Below are 21,327 nucleotides of genomic sequence, written 5' to 3'. Positions count from 1 at the left end.
TAGTACTTTCAACAGCAAAGGAGCAGGTAGCCCTACTCCTCTAGTAAAATTTTTGCCTTATCTAATATCTTATCTGCAAGCTCTTTCTTCTCCATTTTTTCACAATGCTCTATATATCCATCTTTATCTATAATAGTTGCAATGTTTGTATCACTATTAAAACCAGCACCTTTCTTCATCAGGTCATTTGCCACAATAAAATCAAGATTTTTCTTTTCTATCTTCTTTTTTGCATTTTCAAGTATGTTTTGTGTTTCAGCAGCAAAACCAACGAGCACTTGATTATTCTTTTTTCGCTTTCCTAGTTCCATTAAAATATCAGGATTTCTAGTAAGCTGAATAGAAAAATCATTATCACCTTTTTTTATTTTATTATCTGACACAAAGCTTGGACGATAATCAGCAACTGCAGCTGATTTTATAACAATATCTGCCCATTCAAAATGATCCAGTACCGCTTTATACATTTCATTTGCAGTATTTATATCGATTATTTTTACACCAATTGGTTTTTTTAGATTTGTAGGTCCTGATATTAATATGACCTGCGCACCTCTAGCTGCTGCCTTTTCTGCAACAGCATATCCCATTTTGCCAGATGAATGATTTGTAATATATCTTACAGGATCAATAGGCTCTTTTGTAGGACCTGCTGTAACAAGAATTTTTTTGCCTTCTAGGTCTTTATTCATCGCTAAAAGCTTTATAGCTTCATTGACAATTGCTTCAGGCTCAGCAAGCTTTCCTTTTCCATAATCTCCACAAGCAAGTCTCCCTACTGCTGGTTCAATAAAATGAAACCCTAATCCTTTTAATTTTTCTATATTTCCCTGAACAATAGGATTATCGTACATATTTGTATTCATAGCCGGTGCCATCATAACAGGTGCCCTTGTAGCCATTATAGTTGTTGTTAACATATCATCTGCAATACCATTAGCTATTTTCCCAATTACATTTGCTGTTGTCGGCACAACTAAAAACAAATCTGCCTTATTGGCAAGAGATATATGCTCAACCTCCCAAGTTTTAGGTTCTTCAAACATATCCGTGACAACATAATTTTGAGATAAAGATTGAAATGTTAGCGGATGAACAAATTGTTGTGCAGATTTTGTCATGATCACATTTACATCAAATCCATGCTTTTTTAATCGGCTTACAACATCTGCTGCCTTATATGCTGCTATACCGCCAGTTACACCAACTACAACATTTTTATTCATAACTGCACCCCATTACTTCTCTATTTCTTCACTTTTACATATAATTGCATCTTCAGCAATTTCATAAGTAGCAATCGTTACAGGCTTATTTGAATCAACATGTATCAAACGTTCAGCTCCGTCAATAATTTCTCTAGCTCTCTTTGAAGTAGCTATTACTAATGAATATCGACTATCTACTTTTTTCATTAATTTATTTACTGATGGCTTTAACATAATATTTCCTCCTTCAATCTTGAAATAATCTCTTCTATATTTTCTTTTACTTTACATTTTTCCGCTCTTATAATTGATCTTATTTTTTCAACAGCTTCTTCAACTTCATCATTAATTACAAAATAATCATATTCTCTCACATAATCAATTTCACCTAATGCACTACCAAATCTTTTTGAGATCGCTTCTTCAGATTCCGTACCTCTACCAACAATCCTCTTTTTCAACTCCTTCATTGATGGCGGCAATATAAATATAAATACACCTTTAGGATATTTTTCCTTTATTTGTAATGCACCTTGAATATCAATCTCTAAAAGAACATCATTTCCTTTATCGATTTCATCCATCACATATTTTTTAGGAGTACCGTAATAATGATCATAAACCTTTGCATATTCAAAAAATTCACCCTTTGAAATTTGACTTTCAAATATATCTTGATCTACAAAGTAATAATTGATTCCATTTACTTCTCCATCTCTCGGTTTTCTAGTAGTCGCAGATATAGAAATTTTTATATCTTTTTCTCTTTTTAACAATTCCTTACAAACAGTTCCTTTTCCAGTACCAGATGGTCCTGAAATGACTAGTAATAATCCTTTCTTCATCATTTGCATTCCCCTTTTACTATTCCTTTTTAATCATGGTCTACCATGTCTTTATTTTCTTCCTTGTTTGATAATCTATGTGCAACAGTTTCAGGTTGTACAGCTGATAATATAATATGGTCACTATCTGTAATAATTACCGCTCTAGTTCTTCTACCATATGTAGCATCAATCAGCATTCCACGTTCTCTAGCTTCTTGAATTACTCTTTTGATAGGTGCTGATTCAGGACTTACAATAGCTACTAATCTATTTGCTGATACAATATTTCCAAAACCTATATTTATCAATTTTATACTCATTTATAGTCCCCCTATTCTATGTTTTGCACTTGTTCTCTTATTTTTTCTAACTCACTTTTAATATCTACTACATAATTTGTAATTTCTAAATCACTTGATTTTGATCCTACTGTATTAATTTCTCTATTCATTTCTTGTATTAAAAAATCAAGCTTTCGACCAATAGGATGACTTTCCTTTAATGTCTTTTTTAGTTGATCAACATGACTTTTTAATCTTACTATTTCTTCAGTTATGCTGCATTTGTCAGCAAACAATGCAACCTCCATACTTAAGCGATTTTCATCTATTTCAACATCATCATCTAATAATTCGCGAATCCTATCATAAAGTCTTTGCTTATACTCTAAAACTACACTTGGTGACCTATTTTCAATTTTATTTACAATATCAGCAATGTATGTGCAACGATTATTAATATCCTCAGCAAGCTTTACTCCTTCTGAAGCTCTCATTTTCATTAATTTTTGTAAAGCATTAGATACAGCTTCTTTTAAACAATTCCAAACAGCATCTTCATCTTCTTCCTTTGGCGATACTTTTATCACATCAGGAAATTTTGATACTAAAGAAACAGAAATATCATCTAATACACTAAATTCATCTTTAATTCTTTTTAAGCAATCTATGTACTGCTTAGCTAATGGCTCATTAACAGAAATTCTTGTATCTGTATCTCCTATATTCTCTAAAGTTATATAAACTTCTACTCTTCCTCTTTTTATATATTCTTTAATAAGATTCTTAAGTTGATCTTCTAAATATATAAGTCTTTTTGGCATTCTTATAACAATATCATTATATCTATGATTAACAGATTTTATTTCAACAACAAATTGTCTTTCAATATCCTTCGCTTCACCTCTTCCAAACCCAGTCATACTCTTAATCATATTTTTTCATCCTTCCATATATTATTGAAATTCTTTTTATCAAAAAGAATAAAGGCTCTCTCATAAATCACAATTATATCATTTTTATTGACAAAAATTAAGACCTATAAAAGAATTTTCTTGAGCTTTTATCAATTTATATTAAGATATTATCATAAATATTGTACTTTATCCTATTATACAAAAATTTAAGATTACCTTCTATATATTATTTATTTTTGTATGATCTTATACATTTATTAACAACTTTTAAATTATTTCAAAGAATGATATACTTGAATGATGAAATATTAAAATTTGGAGGAATGCATATGCCTTTTGATGGAATGGTAATTTCAGCGATTGTCAATGAACTAAAAAATAAAATACAAAAAGGTAAAATTGAAAAAATCTATCAGCCAGAAGCAGATGAAATAAATATTTTTATAAGAGCCTTTAAAGAAAAATATAAGCTTTTAATATCTGCAAGTAGCAAAAATCCACGAATTCATCTTACTAAAATAGATAAAATCAATCCACAAACCCCTCCTATGTTCTGTATGCTCCTTAGAAAGCATCTTCAAGGAGGCAGAATTTTAGATATTCGTCAAAAAGAATTTGAAAGAATCATTGTCATAGATATAGAAAGCTATGATGAATTAGGTTTTATGAGCATTAAACAGTTGATTATTGAAATCATGGGAAAACACAGCAATATCATATTGATTGACAAATCAGAAAATAAAATCATCGACAGCATTAAAAGAATCTCTAGTGATATTAATCGTTACAGAGAAGTCTTACCTAATAAAGCTTATATTGCTCCACCAAGCCAGGGAAAAGTAAATCCAATAAATATACCGTTTGAAGCATTTACAAAAGCACTCAAGCGTTCTTCTTTAGGAACACCTATATATAAAGCAATCTACACATCTATGCAAGGCATTAGTCCTACAGCTTCTAGAGAAATTTGTTTTAGAGCAAATATACATGATGATAAAGCAATTGCTGATTTATCATCTGACAATTATCAAGCTCTGTGGAACGCTTTAAATGATTTTATGCTTTTATCAAAAGATTCTTTTACACCTAATATCATTGTATCTAAAGAAAATGAGCATGTTGTAGATTTTTATTGTAATCACTTGAAAATATATGAAAAAATCTATAAATATATTGATTTTGATTCTATTAGTACAGTCCTTGAAGAGTATTATATCAAAAGAGATTTGTTCCATCGATTAAAGCAAAAATCTAGTGATTTAAGAAAATTTGTTACAAATACAATTCATAAGTTGTATAATAAAAGTCAAAAACTACAAGAAGAATTCATCACAGCTTCAAATTTAGAAACACATAAAATTTATGGGGAACTACTAACAGCTAATTTACATCTTGTAAAAAAAGGAGATGCACAAATAGAAGTTATTAACTATTATGATCCTGATGCAAGTACTATATCCATCCCTTTAAACACCAATTTATCACCAGCTCAAAATGCTCAAAAATACTTTAAAAAATATACAAAAGCTAAAACTGCTCAAAAAGAAATACAAAAACAATTAAAAGATACAAAAGATGAAATACAATATTTTGAAAATTTACTGCATACAATTGAAAATGCATCTAGCTTATCAGAGATTGAAGAAATCAGATTAGAACTCATAGATGAAGGCTATATCAAGAAAAAGAAAAGCTTAGCTTCTACTAAAAAAAATATTGCAAGTAAACCATTATCATTTATTTCATCAGATGGCTTTGAAATTCTTGTAGGAAAAAATAATAAACAAAATGACCAGTTAACTTTAAAAATCGCTTCTAAGAAAGATTTATGGTTTCATACAAAAGATATTCCTGGTTCACATGTGGTTATAATTAGTCATAATAAAGAAGTTCCAGAAACCACCATACTAGAAGCTGCTGAGCTTGCTGCATTTCATAGTAAGGGAAAAATGTCCAGTAATGTTCCTGTAGATTATACACAAGTAAAAAACGTAAAAAAACCTAAAAGTGCAAAGCCGGGAATGGTTATCTATGAAAATTATAAAACCATATATATTACACCTAGAGAAAATATTGTAAAAATCCTAGAAAATAATAAATCCAAGTCATAAACTTGGATTTATTATTTATCAAATTTACTAATTGTAACTTGATTGATCTGATCTACTTCTTCAAATTGAACACGAATAACTTCTGCCTTAGAAGTAGGCACATTCTTCCCTACGTAATCTGCTCGAATTGGAAGCTCTCTATGACCTCTATCTATTAAAACCGCCAGCTGTATAGCTTTAGGTCTAGCAATATCCATAATACCATCTAAAGCAGCTCTTACAGTTCTCCCTGTATACAATACATCATCCACAAGGACTACAATTTTTTCATTAATATCAAAGTTTATTTCTGTATCATTTAATATCGGATTTTCATCTACCTTAGTTAAATCATCTCTATATAGAGTAATATCTATAGTACCAACATTTACTTTTTCTTTTTCAATATCCTCTATTTTTTCAGCAATTCTTTTAGCAAAGGGTACTCCTCTTGTTTTGATTCCAACCAAAACAACATCCTCAACCCCCTTATTCTTTTCAATAATTTCATGAGCAATTCTAGTAGTAGCCCTTTGTATAGCTTTTTCATCCATAATCTTTGCTTTAAATTTCATCCTTCCACCTCTTCCCCTAAATTTATATTGATACTTATGATATTTTATCATCAAGTATTTTTATCAAATTTTTAAAATAATCTGGTAAATCAGATGTAAATTCCATATACTCACCCTTAATAGGATGTACAAAGCCTATAACTTTTGCATGCAGCATTTGTCCATTTAAACGAAACTTTTGTTTTTTAGGACCATAGGTTGGATCTCCTACTAATGGATGATTAATATATGCCATATGTACTCTAATTTGATGGGTTCTACCCGTTTCTAGTCTTGCCTCAATAAGTGTATATTCTTTAAATCGTTTTAATACAGTAAAATGAGTAGTTGCATCTTTACCATTTCTATCTACTACCGCCATTTTTAATCTATCTACAGGATGTCTTCCAATAGGGGCAGAAATCGTACCCTTTTCTTCTTTAATATTCCCATGAACTAAAGCTATATATCTTCTATTGATCGAATGTTCTTTTAACTGCTCAGCAAGCCCCTTATGAGCTTGATCACTTTTAGCAACCATTAAAAGACCACTAGTATCTTTATCTATTCTATGAACAATTCCTGGTCTAATCACACCATTGATAGAAGATAGATTTTTGCAATGATACATAAGTGCATTCACCAATGTCCCATGATAATTTCCTGGTGCAGGGTGAACCACCATTCCTTGAGGTTTATTCACCACAAGTAAATCATCGTCTTCATATACAATTTCAATAGGTATATTTTCTGGTTCAATTTTTAATACCTCTGGAGCTGGTATTTCAATTTCTATCTGATCATTTTCCATTACCTTATATTTTTTTATTTTAGTAACATTTCCATTAATTTTTACTTTTCCCTTTTCTATCAACTTTTGTATATAACTTCTTGATAATTCTACTAATTGATTTGATAAATACAAGTCTAATCTAGTATCTTCATCTACTTCATCAACAATAAACTTCTGAATGTCCAATAAAATTCTTCCTTTCTAATTATGAACTTTATCTAAGAAAATTAAATAATAAGAAAGCAATACAGCTCCTACAACAATACTAATATCAGCAATATTAAATACAGGCCAAATTCTAAAATCAAAAAAATCCACTACATATCCAAGTCTTACGCGATCAATTAAATTTCCAATAGCTCCTCCTACAATTAAGCTCAAGCTATATGGTACAAGTTTATGCCAATTTTTATGCTTATGTAAAAATAATACAATTCCACCAATAACAAAAATTGTCATCAATATAAAAAACATTTTTTGATTTTTTAATATGCCAAAAGCAGCTCCAACATTTTGTACATATGTAAGATGAAATATATTTTTTATAATAGGTACAGACTCGTTTACTAAAAATTTACTCTGCACCATAACCTTCGAGGCTTGGTCAAGTATAACTATCAATAAAACTAATAAATAATTCATTCTATCCATCCCCCTAAATCCATATCTCTCTGATTATAACATAATTTTAAGACTTTTATTACAAAAAAGTGAAGCAAAGCTTCACTTTTTTCTTTTTTGTCTATTTGGTATATCTCGCCTTTCTTTTCCTTCAAGCTGCCCTACATAAAAGTCATCACTAATATTATCCACAAATTCTACTGTTCCTGATACATTTTCATCATACATATTATTATCATACCAATCTAGTGCCATATGCTTCTCATCAGTCTTATTAAATCTAGCTACAGCCTGAAGTGCATCTTCTCCATCAAACCCATTATAATCATCATTAGTATCCATATAAGTTCTTCCAAAGGGGTATTTAAAATTCTTTTCTTCAACTGGTCTTGTGTGAATTTCATCCTTTATCTCAAAGCTATCCTTCTCACATGCTATACACTTTTTTGTAGTAGGGATAATTTCAAGTCTTTCTTCAGATATATCTTCTCCACAATTGCTACATTTTCCATATGTACCTTTCTGTATTCTTTGTAGGGCCTCATCAATTTCTTCAAGTGCCAATGCTTCATTCTTTTTTAAATTGAAATTCATTTCCACTTGAAAAGTTTCTGTTCCTATATCTGCAGGATGATTATCATACATAGATAGCTCGTCAAAATAATTCTGCATGGATTCATTCGGTTCATTTTTTTCCATTCTATCTAAAGCTTCTACTACCTCTTTTCTTTCTTTTAATAGCTTCTCTTTAAAATACTGTAATCTACTTTGATTCATATAATCCTCCTCACCTATAATTTTCTATAATATCTATTAACTCTGCAATATACCTTCCTATCAAGGGTAGATCTACTGTCTTTTGTAGGGAATAAAAAAACACCGCAGCTAAAATTGTAAGACCTATAGCTGTTCCTAGCCCCCTAGCTAATCCTCCTATAAAATTAATGTATAATAATCTTTTGGGATTATTCATAATATCAACGTATTCACCTATTTTTGCTCTTTCTAACTCTTTTGAAATTTTCTCTATATTTTTTTCAAGGTGTCCAATTCTCTCCTCATCCATTATTATTCCCCCAGCTTGTGAATAATATTTTTCCTTTATATCTTACAAAATATTAATTTTATTTTCCCCTATTTGTATCTCTTCTATGTAAAAAAAAAGGATAGAATATTGATCCTCATTCTATCCTTTTTCTATTTATAATATTTTTAATTACATATTTTTTAACATATTCAATACAATTTCAACTGAATTATTTGCAGCTTCTATAACAAACTCATTAAAATTCACATGAGCTGATCCATCTGCCTTATCAGACATAGCTCTAATTATTACAAAAGGAATCTTATTTAAATAAGCAGTATGTCCAATTGCTGCACTTTCCATTTCTGCACAAAAAGCTCTAAATTCTTTCCATAAAAAATCTTTCTTTTCTGGTGATGCAATAAAAACATCACCAGATACAATTCTTCCTATCGTTGTTTTATATTTAGTCGTTTCTTTTTCACTAGCCTTTACTGCAATTTCAACTAACCTCTCATCTGCTTTAAATATATATTCGTCCATTCTAGGAATTTGTCCTAATGCATACCCCCCAAATGCCGTAACATCAAAATCATGTTCTATTACATCCCTTGCAACAACAATATCACCAACATTCAATTCATCATGTACAGCACCAGCAACACCTGTATTGATAATCGTATCTACATGAAAATTACTTATTAAAACCTGCGTACAAATAGCTGCATTTACTTTTCCTATACCACTTCTTACAACTACAATATCTTTTCCCATTAACTTTCCCTTATAAAAAATCATTCCTGCAAAATGCATTTCTTTTTCCAATTGCATTTTTTCCTTTAAAATTTGAATTTCTTCATCCATTGCTCCTATAATACCTATCATATTCATTTTTCAACCTCCTCTTTCTTGCTTTATTATATAGATGTTTATCTTCAAATTCAATATTTGCTTTTTATTTTATTCCCTGGGAAATTTGCAAACAAAAATTCTCGTTCAAGACGAGAATTTTTATTTGTAAATTATTCAGCTTCCTTAACTAAAGTAACTTTATCAAATTCCTTGTCTTCCTCAACTTCATTCAATTCCTTAACCTCTTCAATATCTTCAACTATTTCCTTGCAACTAGCCATAACCGCTTCCAATTGTGCTTCTAAGAGAGTTTTAAATCTTGTTTTAAAAATATGCAATTGCTTTTTACCTTCTTCATATTCTTTCTGAATATCAGAAACCTTCGCCTTTGCATCTTCTATAATTTTTGTGGCCTTCCCCTCAGCTTCTTGTATTATTAATTCTGCTTTTTTTTGTGCATTTTTTGAAACCTCTTCAGCAGTGCTTTGCGCAAAAACCAAAGTGTTATTTAGAGTCTTTTCTAAGTTTTCATATTTTTCTATCTGCTCATTCAGCATAGCAATTTTATCTTTCAATTCTATATTCTCTTTGTATAAATTTTCATAATCTATAATGATTTTATCTAAAAATTCATCAACTTCACTTTCCTTATAGCCTCTGATCCCTTTTTTAAATTCTTTATTTTGAATCTCAAGTGGTGTAATCATTATATCCTCTCCCCTAGACTATTCTTTTTATAATCACTTTGTATCTATCCTTTTTTGTTTTATCTCCAATTTGATCTAATATTATTCTTCCTCTACCTTTAAAGGATATCAAGTCTCCTTCATGAAGGACATATGATGGTTGATTCACTGGCTTGAAATTTACTTTCACCCTGTTATTATGTATAAGCTTCGATATAGTATTTCTTGATTCTCCAAAGCCTGCACTTAAAATACTATCTAGCCTTAAAGATGATACAGTCCCATAGATAATCTTAAAATGCTTTTCAACCTTCATCAAATCATTAAAAGAAATGCTTTCAATATTTACTTTATATTTAGATACTTTTTCTAAATTCAACAAAATATAATCACAAAGTTCTTTATATGCAATAATATTTGCTTGTCCATCTCCAACTAAAATATCTCCGATTTTTTCTCTCTTTAATCCTAATCCCAAAACTGCGCCTAAAAAATCTCTATGGTTTAATGAATCCTTCATGAACTTTCCAGAAATTTTTATAGCACCAATAGGATAGTCTTCTTCCTCTATTTCCATATATTCAGGATAAATAATTATTACCCTTCTTTCTGCAGTTTCATATCCCCCTGTTACTAAATAGTTTATATCCCTAATTTGATTCAATACAGGAATACATAAGGATATTTGATAAGGATCATAAAAATCTGTTATACATACTCTATAACTTTTCAATACACTATCGACCTTATTTAAGGTCTTCATTACAATTTGTCGTTCTTCATTATTTTTTATATGCTTTATCAATGCTTCTTTATTAATCAAATCATCACACTCTCTAAAGTAATCCTATAATAATATTTCTAATAAAATCTAAAAAAATAACTGCTATGATAGGTGAAAAATCAATCATTCCTCTTCCTAATCCAAATCTAAAAAGTAAATTCCTAAAAGGAGCCAGTATTGGTTCTGTTAATTGATAAATTAGCTTAGGGATTGTTGAATATGGGTTTGGATTTAACCATGACATGAGAATTCTTGCAATGATTAAAAAATCTAACACTCTAAAAAAATAATCTACTGATCGCTGAATCATCCACATGTGATCACCACCTAATAGTTATTTATTCCAAGGAAACAAGGCTGTATTTTTCAATTCTTCATTTATATTTCCTGATATATCTACATTGCTAGGTGCTAAAATAAATATCCCCGTTGAAACCTTTTGAATACTCCCATCCAAAGCATATACAGCTCCATTAACAAAATTAAATAATTTTTTTGCTAGTTCAGGTTCTAGCTTTTCTAAATTAATAATAACAGGCTTTCGATTTTTAAGATTGTCAACAATACTAGGTGCTTCTTCAAACTCAGTAGGCTCATAAACTACAACCTTCATTTGTGTTGTTGTATGTATATTTACAATTTTATTTTTTTTACTCTGTATCGGTGTAATAGGCTCATCGTATTCAACAGATGTCTCAACTACTTCGTCTTCATCTTCTTCATAATCATCTAATCCCATAAAATATTTTACTTTATCTACAAATTTTCCTGACATCTTTTATCCTCCTTTATAACTTATTATAATTTCTTCTTCCAAAGATTCCTGTACCAACACGTATCATATTCGAACCTTCTTCAATAGCCACTTTAAAATCATTAGTCATACCCATTGATAAATATTTCATATCTACCCGTGGAAATCCTTTTATTTTAATTGTTTCAAATATTTCCTTTAATTTTTTGAAATACTTTCGAACATTTTCAGGATTTTCTTCATATGGAGCAATAGTCATCAACCCCCTAACTCTAATATGTTCGAATATCTGTATCTTCTCAAAAAATTCAAGTACTTCATTACTAGCCAATCCAAATTTTGTCTCCTCATTAGCAACATTTACCTGTACTAATACATCCATAATTTTATTATGCTTCTTTGCACGCTTATTGATTTCCTCTGCTAAGCTTATTCTATCTAATGAATGGATCAATTTTACTTTATCTATAATATATTTTACTTTATTAGTCTGTAAATGTCCTATCATATGCCAATGAACATTAGACACAACATCATATTTTTCCATTATTTCTTGAACTTTATTTTCTCCTATATGCTCAACTCCTGCATGAATAGCTTCATTAATCCTCTCAGGATCTACTGTTTTAGTAACAGCAATTAATTGAATTTCTTCAGGATTTCTTCCTATTTTCCTACATGTTTCATTAATTTCTTCTCTTAAATCCTTTATGTTTTTCTCAATGTAAGACATATTTTTCCCTCCATCTATTCTATTAATATATCATTTGTCCTTGTTTAACCTTTGAACCATTTCTAACAACTTCATCATATAATTTTACAGTACTTACTCTTTCTCCATTTTTATTATAAAAAACATTACTTTGAATAATTGCATATTCATCATCATATCCTATTGCTTTAATAGGTTTAAATCTTGCATGTCTATTCACATCAAGGACAAACACGCCTTTTTTTCCATCTATTTCTACAATGCTATCCTTATATATTTTTAACCCTTCATATTTTACTGGAATTACCTCTAAATCAATATTTCTCATACTATAAAAATTCTCCACATATTGATCTATTTGAAAGATTACCATATTATTCTTTACATTTTCGATTATTTGATACACTTTCCCCTTTACTTCTCTTTGAGGGAATTTAAAAATCACCCTTCTCCCCACTTTATATTTTTCTGATTTTTCCCTATCTAACCAAGCAATCATATACCACCTATTATTATCAACAATCTTAAATAATGGTTGATTCTTAATAGCTTTTTCAGCTCTTAAATCTGTTATTTGGCTCTTCATATTTTTTAAGCTTTCTAATTCAATCGTAGCCATATTTTTTGGAGTTAATAAATCTTCATATCCATCAATATGATAACTAATAATACCCGATGCAGGACTTTTTATCCAACAAATTGCATTATTTATTTTTTCTTGCAAATTTTCTTGCTCTAATTCTAAGGTTTCTAGGTTTTTTCCAGCAAAGCTTTTATCTCCTGTAATAATTCTTTTTTTCTCTAATTTATTAGTCAGTTCTATTTTTAATTGTTCAATAGCTAATAAGTTTCCTTTTTCTTTATATTCTTTTATATCATTAATTATTTTATTTAATTCTTCGTCAATTTTTTTTATATCACTTTGAAACAAGCTATTCTCATTCTTTTTTATACTTTCAATTCTTTGATTTAATATCTCTAATTTCTTTCTAGTTATATCATCAATATGGTCCTTAGAGATTTCAGCCACCTTATACCCATTTTCAACTTTTTCTCCTTCTTGAACAAAATATCGTAGCTCTCCTTCAAAATTACTTTTAATCACTTTTTCATTTCTAATTATATAGCAATTTAATTGATCTATCACTTGAATATTTCCATACTCAGCAATACTTGTTTCATTAGAAAAAGACACAAGCATCGGCATGAATTTTATGATGAAATAGAATAATATAATTCCCAAAAAGAAATACCGCAATCTGCTTTTTCTTTTCCGTCTATTGCGTTTTTTTCTTGTCACTTTTTCTTCACCTACTAGTCCATTTTATGTTTATAATTCTTCACACTTGCTTATTTTCCTTCATTTTATTTTGAATTATTTAAATTAGTTACACAGTCCTACCTCTTGGTAGCAAAAATAAAAAAGCTACCTCTTAAAGCAGCTTGAAATTTATTGGAAATATTCCCATATTTAATATAAACCTCTTATACAGCTTTGTTATCGATAAACAAAAACATTAAAGCTATGAATATTCATAGCTTTAATGTTTTTTTTGGTCTGAGTGCCGGGAGTTGAACCCGGGGCCTCTAGAACCCCATTCTAGCGCGCTACCAAACTGCGCCACACCCAGATAACTCTATCTATATTATACTCAAATTTGAAATAATTTCAAGGGGAAAATAGATAGGGAAAACCCCCTATCTATTCTGTTGCTACTATAGGATGATACAAATCAAACCACCACTTCCATCATTGATAATCTTTTGTAGTGTTTTTTGCATTTTATTTCTTGCATCCTCTGGCATCATAAATAATTTATGCTCTAGCTGTTCTTTTACCATATCATGAAGGGATTTGCCAAACATATTTGTTTCCCATATTTTTTTTGGATCTGACTTAAACTCATCTAATAAATATTTTAATAGCTCTTCGCTTTCTTTTTCTGTCCCAACAATTGGAGAGACTTCAGTAGTAATATCTGTTCTTATCAAATGAAGAGATGGCGCATTCGCTCTTAATTTTACACCAAATCTATTGCCATGCTTAAAAATTTCTGGTTCTTTTAGTTCAAGTTCTTCTAATCTTGGTGATACTAAACCATACCCTGTATCTTTTACATCCTTTAACGCTTTTTCTACTCTATCATATTCTTTCTTTGCTCTTGAGAATTCTTTTATAAGTCCTAATAATTGATGATCTCCCTCAATTTTATAGCCAGTTATTTCTTCTAAAATATTGTAGAATAATCCGTCTTGTGTTTTCATTTCAATATGGGCAATTCCTTCTCCTAAAGCAATATCACTAAGACCTGCTTCAGCTATTACATCCATATCCAAAAATTTTCCTACTGCATTTCTTATATCATTTATTTTCCTAACCTCTTGACTCCACTGTTTTACAGAATAAATGATCTTATCCTTAAGCCAATGAGTTGTTTCTAACCCTTCAACCCATCCTGGCAGTGTAATATTGATTTCCTTGATTGGAAATTCAAATAAAACATTCTCTAATATATCATTGATATCTTCTATGTTCATCTTTGCACAATCAGTTGCTACAACTGGCACATTATATTTTTCTTCTAATTGTTTTTTTAGTATGATTGTTTCTTCAGCTTGAGGATTTAAAGAGTTTACAATTACAACAAAGGGCTTATTCATATCTTTTAACTCTTTAATTACTCTTTCCTCTGCTTCTATGTAACTATTTCTATCAATATCCGTTATAGTCCCATCTGTTGTAATGACTAAACCTATTGTTGAATGATCTTTAATAACTTTTTTTGTTCCTATTTCTGCAGCTTCTACAAAAGGAATCTCCTTCTCATACCAGGGTGTTGTTACCATTCTAGGTTTTCCATTTTCTTCATGTCCCATTGCACCCTTTACTAAATAACCTACACAGTCTACAAGTCTTACTTTGAACTTAGCATTGTCTTTTAAAGTTAATTCTATAGCTTCATTTGGTACAAATTTAGGCTCTGTTGTCATAATGGTTTTTCCTGCTCCACTTTGTGGCAATTCATCTTTAGCTCTTTCTTTTCTGTATGCATTTTCAATATTAGGTAAAACCAATAATTCCATAAACCTTTTTATAAATGTTGACTTTCCTGTTCGTACTGGTCCTACAACCCCTATATAAATATCCCCCTGCGTCCTTTCTGCAATATCTTTATATATATCGAATCTTTCCATTTCCGTTCACCCCTTTAATCATAAATATTTATTAAAATCATAAACAATTAAAAATCTTACTTTCTAGATTATGGTATGTATTAACAATATATATATATGACCTCTTATAATAGATTATGCCTTTTAAACAAATAAAAAAGATAGCAAAATAAGCTATCCTTTTACCATTCAAATTTTTTATTTTGAGCTACTTCTTCAATCTCATGTGTTCTACTTCTCATCATTAAGTTTACTACAGCTTCTCTCACATCGCTATTATTATAAAGTATATTATAAATTTCAGTTGCAATCGGCATTTCTACTTCATATTTTTTAGATAGTTTATAGGCAACCTCTGTAGTAACAACACCTTCCACTACCATACCTATTGACCGCACTGCATCTTTTAGCTTTTTTCCTTGTCCGATTTGAATACCGCATCTTCTATTTCTACTATGCATACTTGTACAGGTTACAATTAAATCTCCAATACCTGTTAAACCTGCAAATGTATTCAAATCTGCACCCATCGCTTGACCAAGTCTTGATATCTCAGTAATCCCTCTAGTCATAAGAGCAGCTTTTGCATTATCTCCAAATCCTAAACCATCAGATATTCCTGCTCCTAAAGCAATGACATTTTTAAGGGCCCCACCAAGCTCAACACCAATAACATCTGGATTTGTATACACTCTTAATTTAGGAGATATAAACACATCTTGTATGTACTCTGCAACATTTTTTTCATAAGATGCAACAACTAATGTAGTCGGCATATCTCTACACACTTCCTCAGCATGAGAAGGCCCAGACAAAACTGCAAAAGAATTTCTTGGAAGCTCTTCTTTTACTACTTCTGATATTCTAAGAAGGGTAGTGTTTTCTAATCCTTTTGCTGCATTTACAATAATCTGATCTTCACGCACTATATCTTTAAAGCTTCTAATTACTTTTCTTACAGCTTGAGAAGAAACTGTTAATAATATAATATCTGAAGCTTTTACAGCATCACAGATATCGTTAAATATCTCGATATTATCTGGTAGAATCACTCCTGGTAAATACTTAATATTTTCTCTTGTTTTTTTTATTTGAAAAAATTGTTCTTCATTTCTCATCCATAAATTCACATAATGTCCCTTTTTAGAAAGAGAAATAGCTAAAGCCGTACCCCAGCTTCCTGCTCCAATCACACTAATACTTGATTTCATTGTAACCCCTCCTTTAATCAAGATTTTGGTTCCGTACTGTGAAGCAGTAAAATTCTTATATATCTTCACCCTTTTCTCTATACAATATACTCATTGGAGTTCCTTCAAAGCCAAAGGCTTCTCTAATCTTATTCTCAATATATCTAGTATAAGAAAAATGAGTAAGCTCTCTATTATTTACAAAAATAACGAATTTAGGCGGTCTCACAGAAATTTGTGTAACATAGAATATCTTAAGTCTCTTTCCTTTATCTGATGGTGGCTGATTTAATAATATTGCTTCTCCAATTACATCATTTAATCTACCTGTTGGCACTCTCATTGAATGCTGATTAGAAATAAATTTTATTGTTTCAAGAATTTGATTAACTCTTTGTTTTGTAACTGCTGATACAAAAAGAATTGGTGCATAAGGCATAAAAGCCAATTCCTTTCTTATATCCTTAATATATTGATTCATGGTATTTGTCTCTTTTTGTACTAAATCCCATTTATTTACAACAATCACACTAGCTTTTCCTTCTTCATGAGCATAACCTGCTATTTTTTTATCTTGTTCTGTTACACCTTCCGTAGCATCAATCATAAGCATACATACATTTGCTCTCTCTATTGCATTAAGTGATCTAACAACACTATATTTTTCAATATCTTCATTTACTCTACTTTTTCTTCTTATTCCTGCTGTATCAATAAACACATATTTATCTTCACCATGAGTAAATGGCGTATCAATAGCATCTCTTGTAGTACCTGCAATATCACTTACGATAACTCTTTCTTCTCCTAAAATTGTATTAATGATAGAGGATTTTCCAACATTCGGCTTTCCAATAACTGCTACCTTTATAGTATCCTCTTCATAATCTTCATCTTGTTTTTCTGGAAATCTTGCAATAATCTCATCTAACAAATCCCCTAATCCTAATGCATTTGTTGAAGATATAGGAAAAGGATCGCCTAATCCTAATTGATAAAAATCATAAAATGAATCTGGCAATTTGCTTGTATCAACTTTATTTACTACTAAAAGTACAGGCTTGCCTGTTCTTCTAAGTAAATTTCCTATTTCCTCATCTGCAGCCACAAGTCCAGCTCTTCCATCCACCATAAAAACAATAACATCTGCTGTTTGAATAGCAATTTTTGCTTGATTTCTCATTTGAGATAATATAATATCCTTTGATTCAGGCTCTAATCCTCCTGTATCAATTAAAGTAAAGGAATGATTTAACCATTCAACCTCTGTATAAATTCTATCCCTTGTAACTCCTGGTTTATCTTCTACAATAGCAATCCTTTTTCCAGCAAGTTTATTAAAAAAAGTGGATTTTCCTACATTAGGTCTTCCCACTATTGCTACAACTGGCTTAGCCATAAAAACACCTCCAATATTTATATTTATTGTATTATTTTATCAACAAAATCTTTTCCATCTACTTTTGAAACTATTACTTTTATGTTTAATGCTTTTTCTAAATCTTCTACTGATAAATCATCTAAAAAAATTGGTTCATCTCTCTTTAACATACATGATGATATAATTAATGCTTCTCCTAAATCTTCATCTTTTAATTGTTCAATTAAATCTGTTCCTGTAATTAAACCTGCTACAGTAATTGTCTCTCCAAAAAATTTATTTTTTATTTCAAACACATTAATCTTTAAGCCATGAAATTTTTTTTCGATTTCCTTGCATAACCTACTTATAAAAGCTTTGGCAGATTTTCCAGTAGCAATGCTCACTTTTTTTTCTATATTCCTTGCACTCAATTTTTTTAAATAATTAATCATTTCATCTTCAAATTTTGTCATAAGCCCTACGCCGTTTTCTATCTGAGGAAACCCCTCATACTCATCATAATCAGGAAGCTTCTTATTTGCAAGAACATAAAATTCATCAGATAAATATACAAAGCGAGTATTTATTTTCTTTAATAAGTGGTTTTGCCACTCTTCTACCTGTTTTATCACTTGTGTTGCTGATTCCCGATCAAAAATAGTCAGAGGATATAATCCTTCTCTAAATTTAGTAATCCCTACAGGGACAATGGCTAAACTATGTATATTTGGATAAAGATTAGATAAATCCTTAATGGTTTTATCTAAATTTTCTTTATCATTTATATCTCTACATAAAACTATCTGTCCATTCATGCTAATCCCTGCATTTGCAAGCTTTTGCAACCTTTCATAAATGTTTTTTGCATGTTTATTATTTAACATTTTCACCCGTAATTCTGGGTCTGTAGTATGTATAGAAATATTTATAGGACTAATTCTATATCTTATAATCTTTTCAAGATCATAATCAGACATATTAGTCAGTGTAATAAAATTTCCTTGAAGAAAAGAAAGTCTCGAATCATCATCCTTAAAGTATAAAGTTTTTCTCATATTTTTAGGCAATTGATCTATAAAACAAAATATACATTTGTTCTTACAGCTTCTTGCTTTATCAATAATTGGATTTTTAAACTCAATTCCTAATTCTTCATCAAAATCTTTGTATACTGTATATTTTTTGATGCATCCATCTTTTTTTTCAATTTCAATTTCTAAATACTCATCTGCTGTCAAAAACATATATTCAATAATATCTTCAATAGGCTCATTATTTATTTTTAGCAGTTTATCGCCCTTTTCTATACCTAATTTCTGTGCTTTGCTTTTTGGATAAATCTTTGAAATAATATTTTTTTGCTCTTGTTCTTCCACAATTAACACCTACTTAAAATCTAGTTTTAGTACCTGATACTAATATTATATCATAAAAATCATTCTTATGCATCCTGACTCATAATCATATCATGTACTTTCATAAATCGTCAAGATTATCCTTAATGCTTCACAATAACATAAGAACCATTTTCAAGATCATGTACCATTCCCATTGTTATTTTAGATACTAAAAGGGCAATTTTTTCTTTCTGTTCTTCTGTCTTTGCATAAAATACAGGTACTGTTGTTGTAGATACCATACTTCTATCAGTAGTTATAATTGCAATAATATTGTCTTTAATCCCAAAATCCATTAAAGTTCTCCTTTCAACTTATTATTTTTTATTGGCCCTTTCTTTGATTCTAAAGGCTTTCTTTTTGCAGTTTCAAGAACAGGTGTTTTGTTTACTGCCTCTACTAATAAATCTATATTCGGTTCCATAGGAATAATCGCCATAACAATATTTCCATTATGAGGATTTCTTCTAGCAATAGGTGTAAAATCTGGTTCATCCACATCCTTTCGAATACCTAATTGAATTGTAGCGTTATGCTGTATTGCTTGTCTTTGACCAATGTTTGCAAGAGTCGCTCTCGCATTTGCATCATTGGGTATTATTTCCACAGCAATTCCCGTTTCTTCATAAATTTTTCTTGATCCTTTTAGTCCTATATTCATAATCACAACATCATTTACCATAAGTAAAGGACCATTAAAATGAATATGTGCAGGCCTTACCGTTGCTATTTCCATAATTAATTGCCTTGATAATAACCTTTTTAATATTAATGCTGTAATAGAACCGACCAATATCCCAAAAAATATTTGTAAATACATAGGAAATTTTATTATCTTTATAAAATAGATTGTAATACTTGTCATGAGTGAAGTAATAATGACCATATAGTTTCTTGCTTCAAAAGCCTTTGCAATATCTTCTATATAAGCTGTTCCTCGTGGAACCAACTCTGTTCCTTCTATGTTGTCAAGACTTTGTCTTTCCATATTGCGAACATCTCTAAACTGTTGTGCAGCTAAAGCCAAAAAAGTCACTGCACTATACTCCTTTTGTACCAAAGCAGGCAATGCTACAGCTCCAAGAGATGCTGCAATCACTCCTAACGTTAGGTGAGAAATTAATCCCTGTGGATAGCTAGGATATTGTCTTTGATCAATTCGAATCATATAAATTCTTGCTAATAATCCCATAATAATAGATACAATAATTTGAACGCCAAATTTGTTCATAAACAACCTCCTAAATTTTCTATGTGTTTATATTATTATTTGTTTTTTAGTTTGTTTTATGAGACAATTCTTTTCATCATTCTCTCATAACCATCCCTCCAACTTTTAACCAAATCTTCCTGTAATATAATCTTTCGTTCTTTTATCTTTTGGTTTAGAAAAAATACTATCTGTTAAATTCATCTCGATAATCTCTCCATTAAGGAAGAAAGCTGTTTCATCTGATACCCTTCCTGCCTGCTGCATATTATGTGTAACAATAACAATTGTATAATCTTTTTTCAACTCCTCTAATAGATTCTCAATCTTTAGCGTAGATATAGGATCTAGTGCTGAAGTTGGTTCATCCATTAAGATGACATCTGGTTCAACAGCTAAACACCTTGCTATGCATAATCTTTGCTGCTGTCCACCAGATAATCCTAAGGCTGGTTTATCTAATCGATCTTTCACTTCATCCCAAAGGGCTGCTCCTCTTAAACTTTTTTCTACAATTTCATCTAAAGTTGATTTTTCTTTTATACCATGTATTTTAGGTCCATAAGCTATGTTTTCATATACTGTTTTAGGAAAGGGATTAGGCTTTTGAAAAACCATTCCTACATTTCTTCTCAAAGTAATCAAATCACATTGAGAATCATAAATATCTAATCCATCTAAAAGAATTTGCCCATTAATCCTTACATGATCTATTAAATCATTCATTCTATTTAAAGTTCTTAAAAATGTTGATTTGCCACATCCTGAAGGACCTATAAGAGCCGTAATCTTGTTTTCTTTAATATCTATATTGATATCTTTTAATGCTTGAAATTCTCCATAAAAAAGATTTAAATTTCTCACCATAATCTTAGTATTGTTTAACATAT

25 protein-coding genes and 1 tRNA gene are annotated in these 21,327 nt (G+C 30.1%); 1 reads left to right on the top strand and 25 read right to left on the bottom strand.

Annotation, left to right across the window (positions count from 1 at the left end):
- Positions 1-32: 32 nt before the first annotated feature.
- From coaBC to KVH43_RS10895, 5 genes are read right to left on the bottom strand one after another with little or no spacing between them, the layout of a single operon-like run.
- Positions 33-1,226, bottom strand: coding sequence for a bifunctional phosphopantothenoylcysteine decarboxylase/phosphopantothenate--cysteine ligase CoaBC (coaBC, locus tag KVH43_RS10915; RefSeq protein WP_218282557.1), 1,194 nt, complete (start codon positions 1,224-1,226; stop codon positions 33-35).
- Between the two features lie 12 nt (positions 1,227-1,238).
- Positions 1,239-1,442: a DNA-directed RNA polymerase subunit omega gene (gene rpoZ / locus KVH43_RS10910; RefSeq protein WP_218282556.1), complete on the bottom strand. Its 204-nt coding sequence runs from the start codon at positions 1,440-1,442 to the stop codon at positions 1,239-1,241.
- Positions 1,436-2,056 (bottom strand): guanylate kinase, encoded by a 621-nt coding sequence (gene gmk, locus KVH43_RS10905; RefSeq protein WP_218282555.1) that lies wholly within the window; start codon positions 2,054-2,056, stop codon positions 1,436-1,438. Before gmk ends, rpoZ begins: the two co-directional genes overlap by 7 nt.
- A 26-nt stretch (positions 2,057-2,082) precedes the next feature.
- Complete coding sequence (gene remA / locus KVH43_RS10900; protein ID WP_218282554.1) at positions 2,083-2,355, bottom strand: extracellular matrix/biofilm regulator RemA; 273 nt, start codon at positions 2,353-2,355, stop codon at positions 2,083-2,085.
- Positions 2,356-2,366: 11 nt separating this feature from the next.
- Positions 2,367-3,248, bottom strand: a complete 882-nt coding sequence (locus KVH43_RS10895) for a YicC/YloC family endoribonuclease (RefSeq protein ID WP_218282553.1) — start codon at positions 3,246-3,248, stop codon at positions 2,367-2,369.
- Between the two features lie 311 nt (positions 3,249-3,559).
- Here KVH43_RS10895 and KVH43_RS10890 point away from each other — a divergent pair, with 311 nt between their 5' ends.
- The gene (locus KVH43_RS10890) at positions 3,560-5,341 is read left to right on the top strand and encodes an Rqc2 family fibronectin-binding protein (protein ID WP_218282552.1); all 1,782 of its coding nucleotides are present in this window, start codon (positions 3,560-3,562) and stop codon (positions 5,339-5,341) included.
- Between the two features lie 11 nt (positions 5,342-5,352).
- Here the strand turns inward: KVH43_RS10890 and pyrR are convergent, their stop codons facing one another.
- The 20 genes from pyrR to pstB all read right to left on the bottom strand — a co-directional run bounded on the left by pyrR (position 5,353) and on the right by pstB (position 21,325).
- Entirely contained in the window at positions 5,353-5,895 is a 543-nt protein-coding gene (pyrR, locus tag KVH43_RS10885) for a bifunctional pyr operon transcriptional regulator/uracil phosphoribosyltransferase PyrR (RefSeq protein ID WP_218282551.1), read from the bottom strand.
- 34 nt (positions 5,896-5,929) lie between these two features.
- The gene (locus tag KVH43_RS10880) at positions 5,930-6,853 is read right to left on the bottom strand and encodes an RluA family pseudouridine synthase (protein ID WP_218282550.1); all 924 of its coding nucleotides are present in this window, start codon (positions 6,851-6,853) and stop codon (positions 5,930-5,932) included.
- A gap of 15 nt (positions 6,854-6,868) precedes the next feature.
- Positions 6,869-7,309 (bottom strand): signal peptidase II, encoded by a 441-nt coding sequence (gene lspA, locus KVH43_RS10875; protein ID WP_218282549.1) that lies wholly within the window; start codon positions 7,307-7,309, stop codon positions 6,869-6,871.
- A gap of 81 nt (positions 7,310-7,390) precedes the next feature.
- Positions 7,391-8,065, bottom strand: coding sequence for a TraR/DksA C4-type zinc finger protein (locus tag KVH43_RS10870; RefSeq protein ID WP_218282548.1), 675 nt, complete (start codon positions 8,063-8,065; stop codon positions 7,391-7,393).
- A 10-nt stretch (positions 8,066-8,075) separates the two neighbouring features.
- Positions 8,076-8,354, bottom strand: a complete 279-nt coding sequence (locus KVH43_RS10865) for a DUF5665 domain-containing protein (RefSeq protein ID WP_218282547.1) — start codon at positions 8,352-8,354, stop codon at positions 8,076-8,078.
- A gap of 150 nt (positions 8,355-8,504) precedes the next feature.
- Positions 8,505-9,206, bottom strand: a complete 702-nt coding sequence (locus KVH43_RS10860) for a 5'-methylthioadenosine/adenosylhomocysteine nucleosidase (RefSeq protein WP_218282546.1) — start codon at positions 9,204-9,206, stop codon at positions 8,505-8,507.
- Positions 9,207-9,337: 131 nt separating this feature from the next.
- Positions 9,338-9,874, bottom strand: coding sequence for a DivIVA domain-containing protein (locus KVH43_RS10855; protein WP_218282545.1), 537 nt, complete (start codon positions 9,872-9,874; stop codon positions 9,338-9,340).
- Positions 9,875-9,887: 13 nt separating this feature from the next.
- A complete protein-coding gene (locus KVH43_RS10850; protein WP_218282544.1) occupies positions 9,888-10,676 on the bottom strand; it encodes a YlmH family RNA-binding protein in 789 nt (262 codons plus the stop codon).
- Positions 10,677-10,689: 13 nt separating this feature from the next.
- Positions 10,690-10,953 carry a YggT family protein gene (locus tag KVH43_RS10845; RefSeq protein WP_218282543.1) on the bottom strand — a complete coding sequence of 88 codons (264 nt, stop codon included), beginning with the start codon at positions 10,951-10,953 and terminating at the stop codon, positions 10,690-10,692.
- Positions 10,954-10,971: 18 nt separating this feature from the next.
- A complete protein-coding gene (locus KVH43_RS10840) occupies positions 10,972-11,412 on the bottom strand; it encodes a cell division protein SepF (RefSeq protein ID WP_218282542.1) in 441 nt (146 codons plus the stop codon).
- Between the two features lie 13 nt (positions 11,413-11,425).
- Positions 11,426-12,124, bottom strand: coding sequence for a YggS family pyridoxal phosphate-dependent enzyme (locus KVH43_RS10835; RefSeq protein WP_218282541.1), 699 nt, complete (start codon positions 12,122-12,124; stop codon positions 11,426-11,428).
- Between the two features lie 22 nt (positions 12,125-12,146).
- Entirely contained in the window at positions 12,147-13,403 is a 1,257-nt protein-coding gene (locus tag KVH43_RS10830) for a biotin/lipoyl attachment domain-containing protein (protein WP_218282540.1), read from the bottom strand.
- A gap of 254 nt (positions 13,404-13,657) precedes the next feature.
- Positions 13,658-13,734, bottom strand: a tRNA-Pro gene (locus tag KVH43_RS10825).
- Between the two features lie 85 nt (positions 13,735-13,819).
- Entirely contained in the window at positions 13,820-15,298 is a 1,479-nt protein-coding gene (gene spoIVA, locus KVH43_RS10820) for a stage IV sporulation protein A (RefSeq protein ID WP_218282539.1), read from the bottom strand.
- Positions 15,299-15,459: 161 nt separating this feature from the next.
- On the bottom strand, positions 15,460-16,488 hold the full coding sequence (locus KVH43_RS10815; protein WP_218282538.1) for an NAD(P)H-dependent glycerol-3-phosphate dehydrogenase: 1,029 nt from the start codon (positions 16,486-16,488) through the stop codon (positions 15,460-15,462).
- A 55-nt stretch (positions 16,489-16,543) separates the two neighbouring features.
- Positions 16,544-17,866 (bottom strand): ribosome biogenesis GTPase Der, encoded by a 1,323-nt coding sequence (der, locus tag KVH43_RS10810; protein ID WP_218282537.1) that lies wholly within the window; start codon positions 17,864-17,866, stop codon positions 16,544-16,546.
- Positions 17,867-17,889: 23 nt separating this feature from the next.
- Entirely contained in the window at positions 17,890-19,206 is a 1,317-nt protein-coding gene (locus tag KVH43_RS10805; protein WP_255547748.1) for a DUF512 domain-containing protein, read from the bottom strand.
- A gap of 122 nt (positions 19,207-19,328) precedes the next feature.
- Positions 19,329-19,523 (bottom strand): capping complex subunit for YIEGIA, encoded by a 195-nt coding sequence (locus KVH43_RS10800; RefSeq protein WP_218282535.1) that lies wholly within the window; start codon positions 19,521-19,523, stop codon positions 19,329-19,331.
- Positions 19,523-20,458 (bottom strand): YIEGIA family protein, encoded by a 936-nt coding sequence (locus KVH43_RS10795; protein WP_218282534.1) that lies wholly within the window; start codon positions 20,456-20,458, stop codon positions 19,523-19,525. Before KVH43_RS10795 ends, KVH43_RS10800 begins: the two co-directional genes overlap by 1 nt.
- Positions 20,459-20,563: 105 nt before the next feature.
- Positions 20,564-21,325 (bottom strand): phosphate ABC transporter ATP-binding protein PstB, encoded by a 762-nt coding sequence (gene pstB / locus KVH43_RS10790; RefSeq protein WP_218282533.1) that lies wholly within the window; start codon positions 21,323-21,325, stop codon positions 20,564-20,566.
- Positions 21,326-21,327 lie beyond the last annotated feature (2 nt).

Source organism: Crassaminicella indica (assembly GCF_019203185.1).
Taxonomy (GTDB): Bacteria; Bacillota; Clostridia; order Peptostreptococcales; family Thermotaleaceae; genus Crassaminicella; species Crassaminicella indica.
The sequence above is the reverse complement of the archived record's forward strand: the minus strand, read 5'-3'. Positions and strand labels throughout refer to the sequence as shown.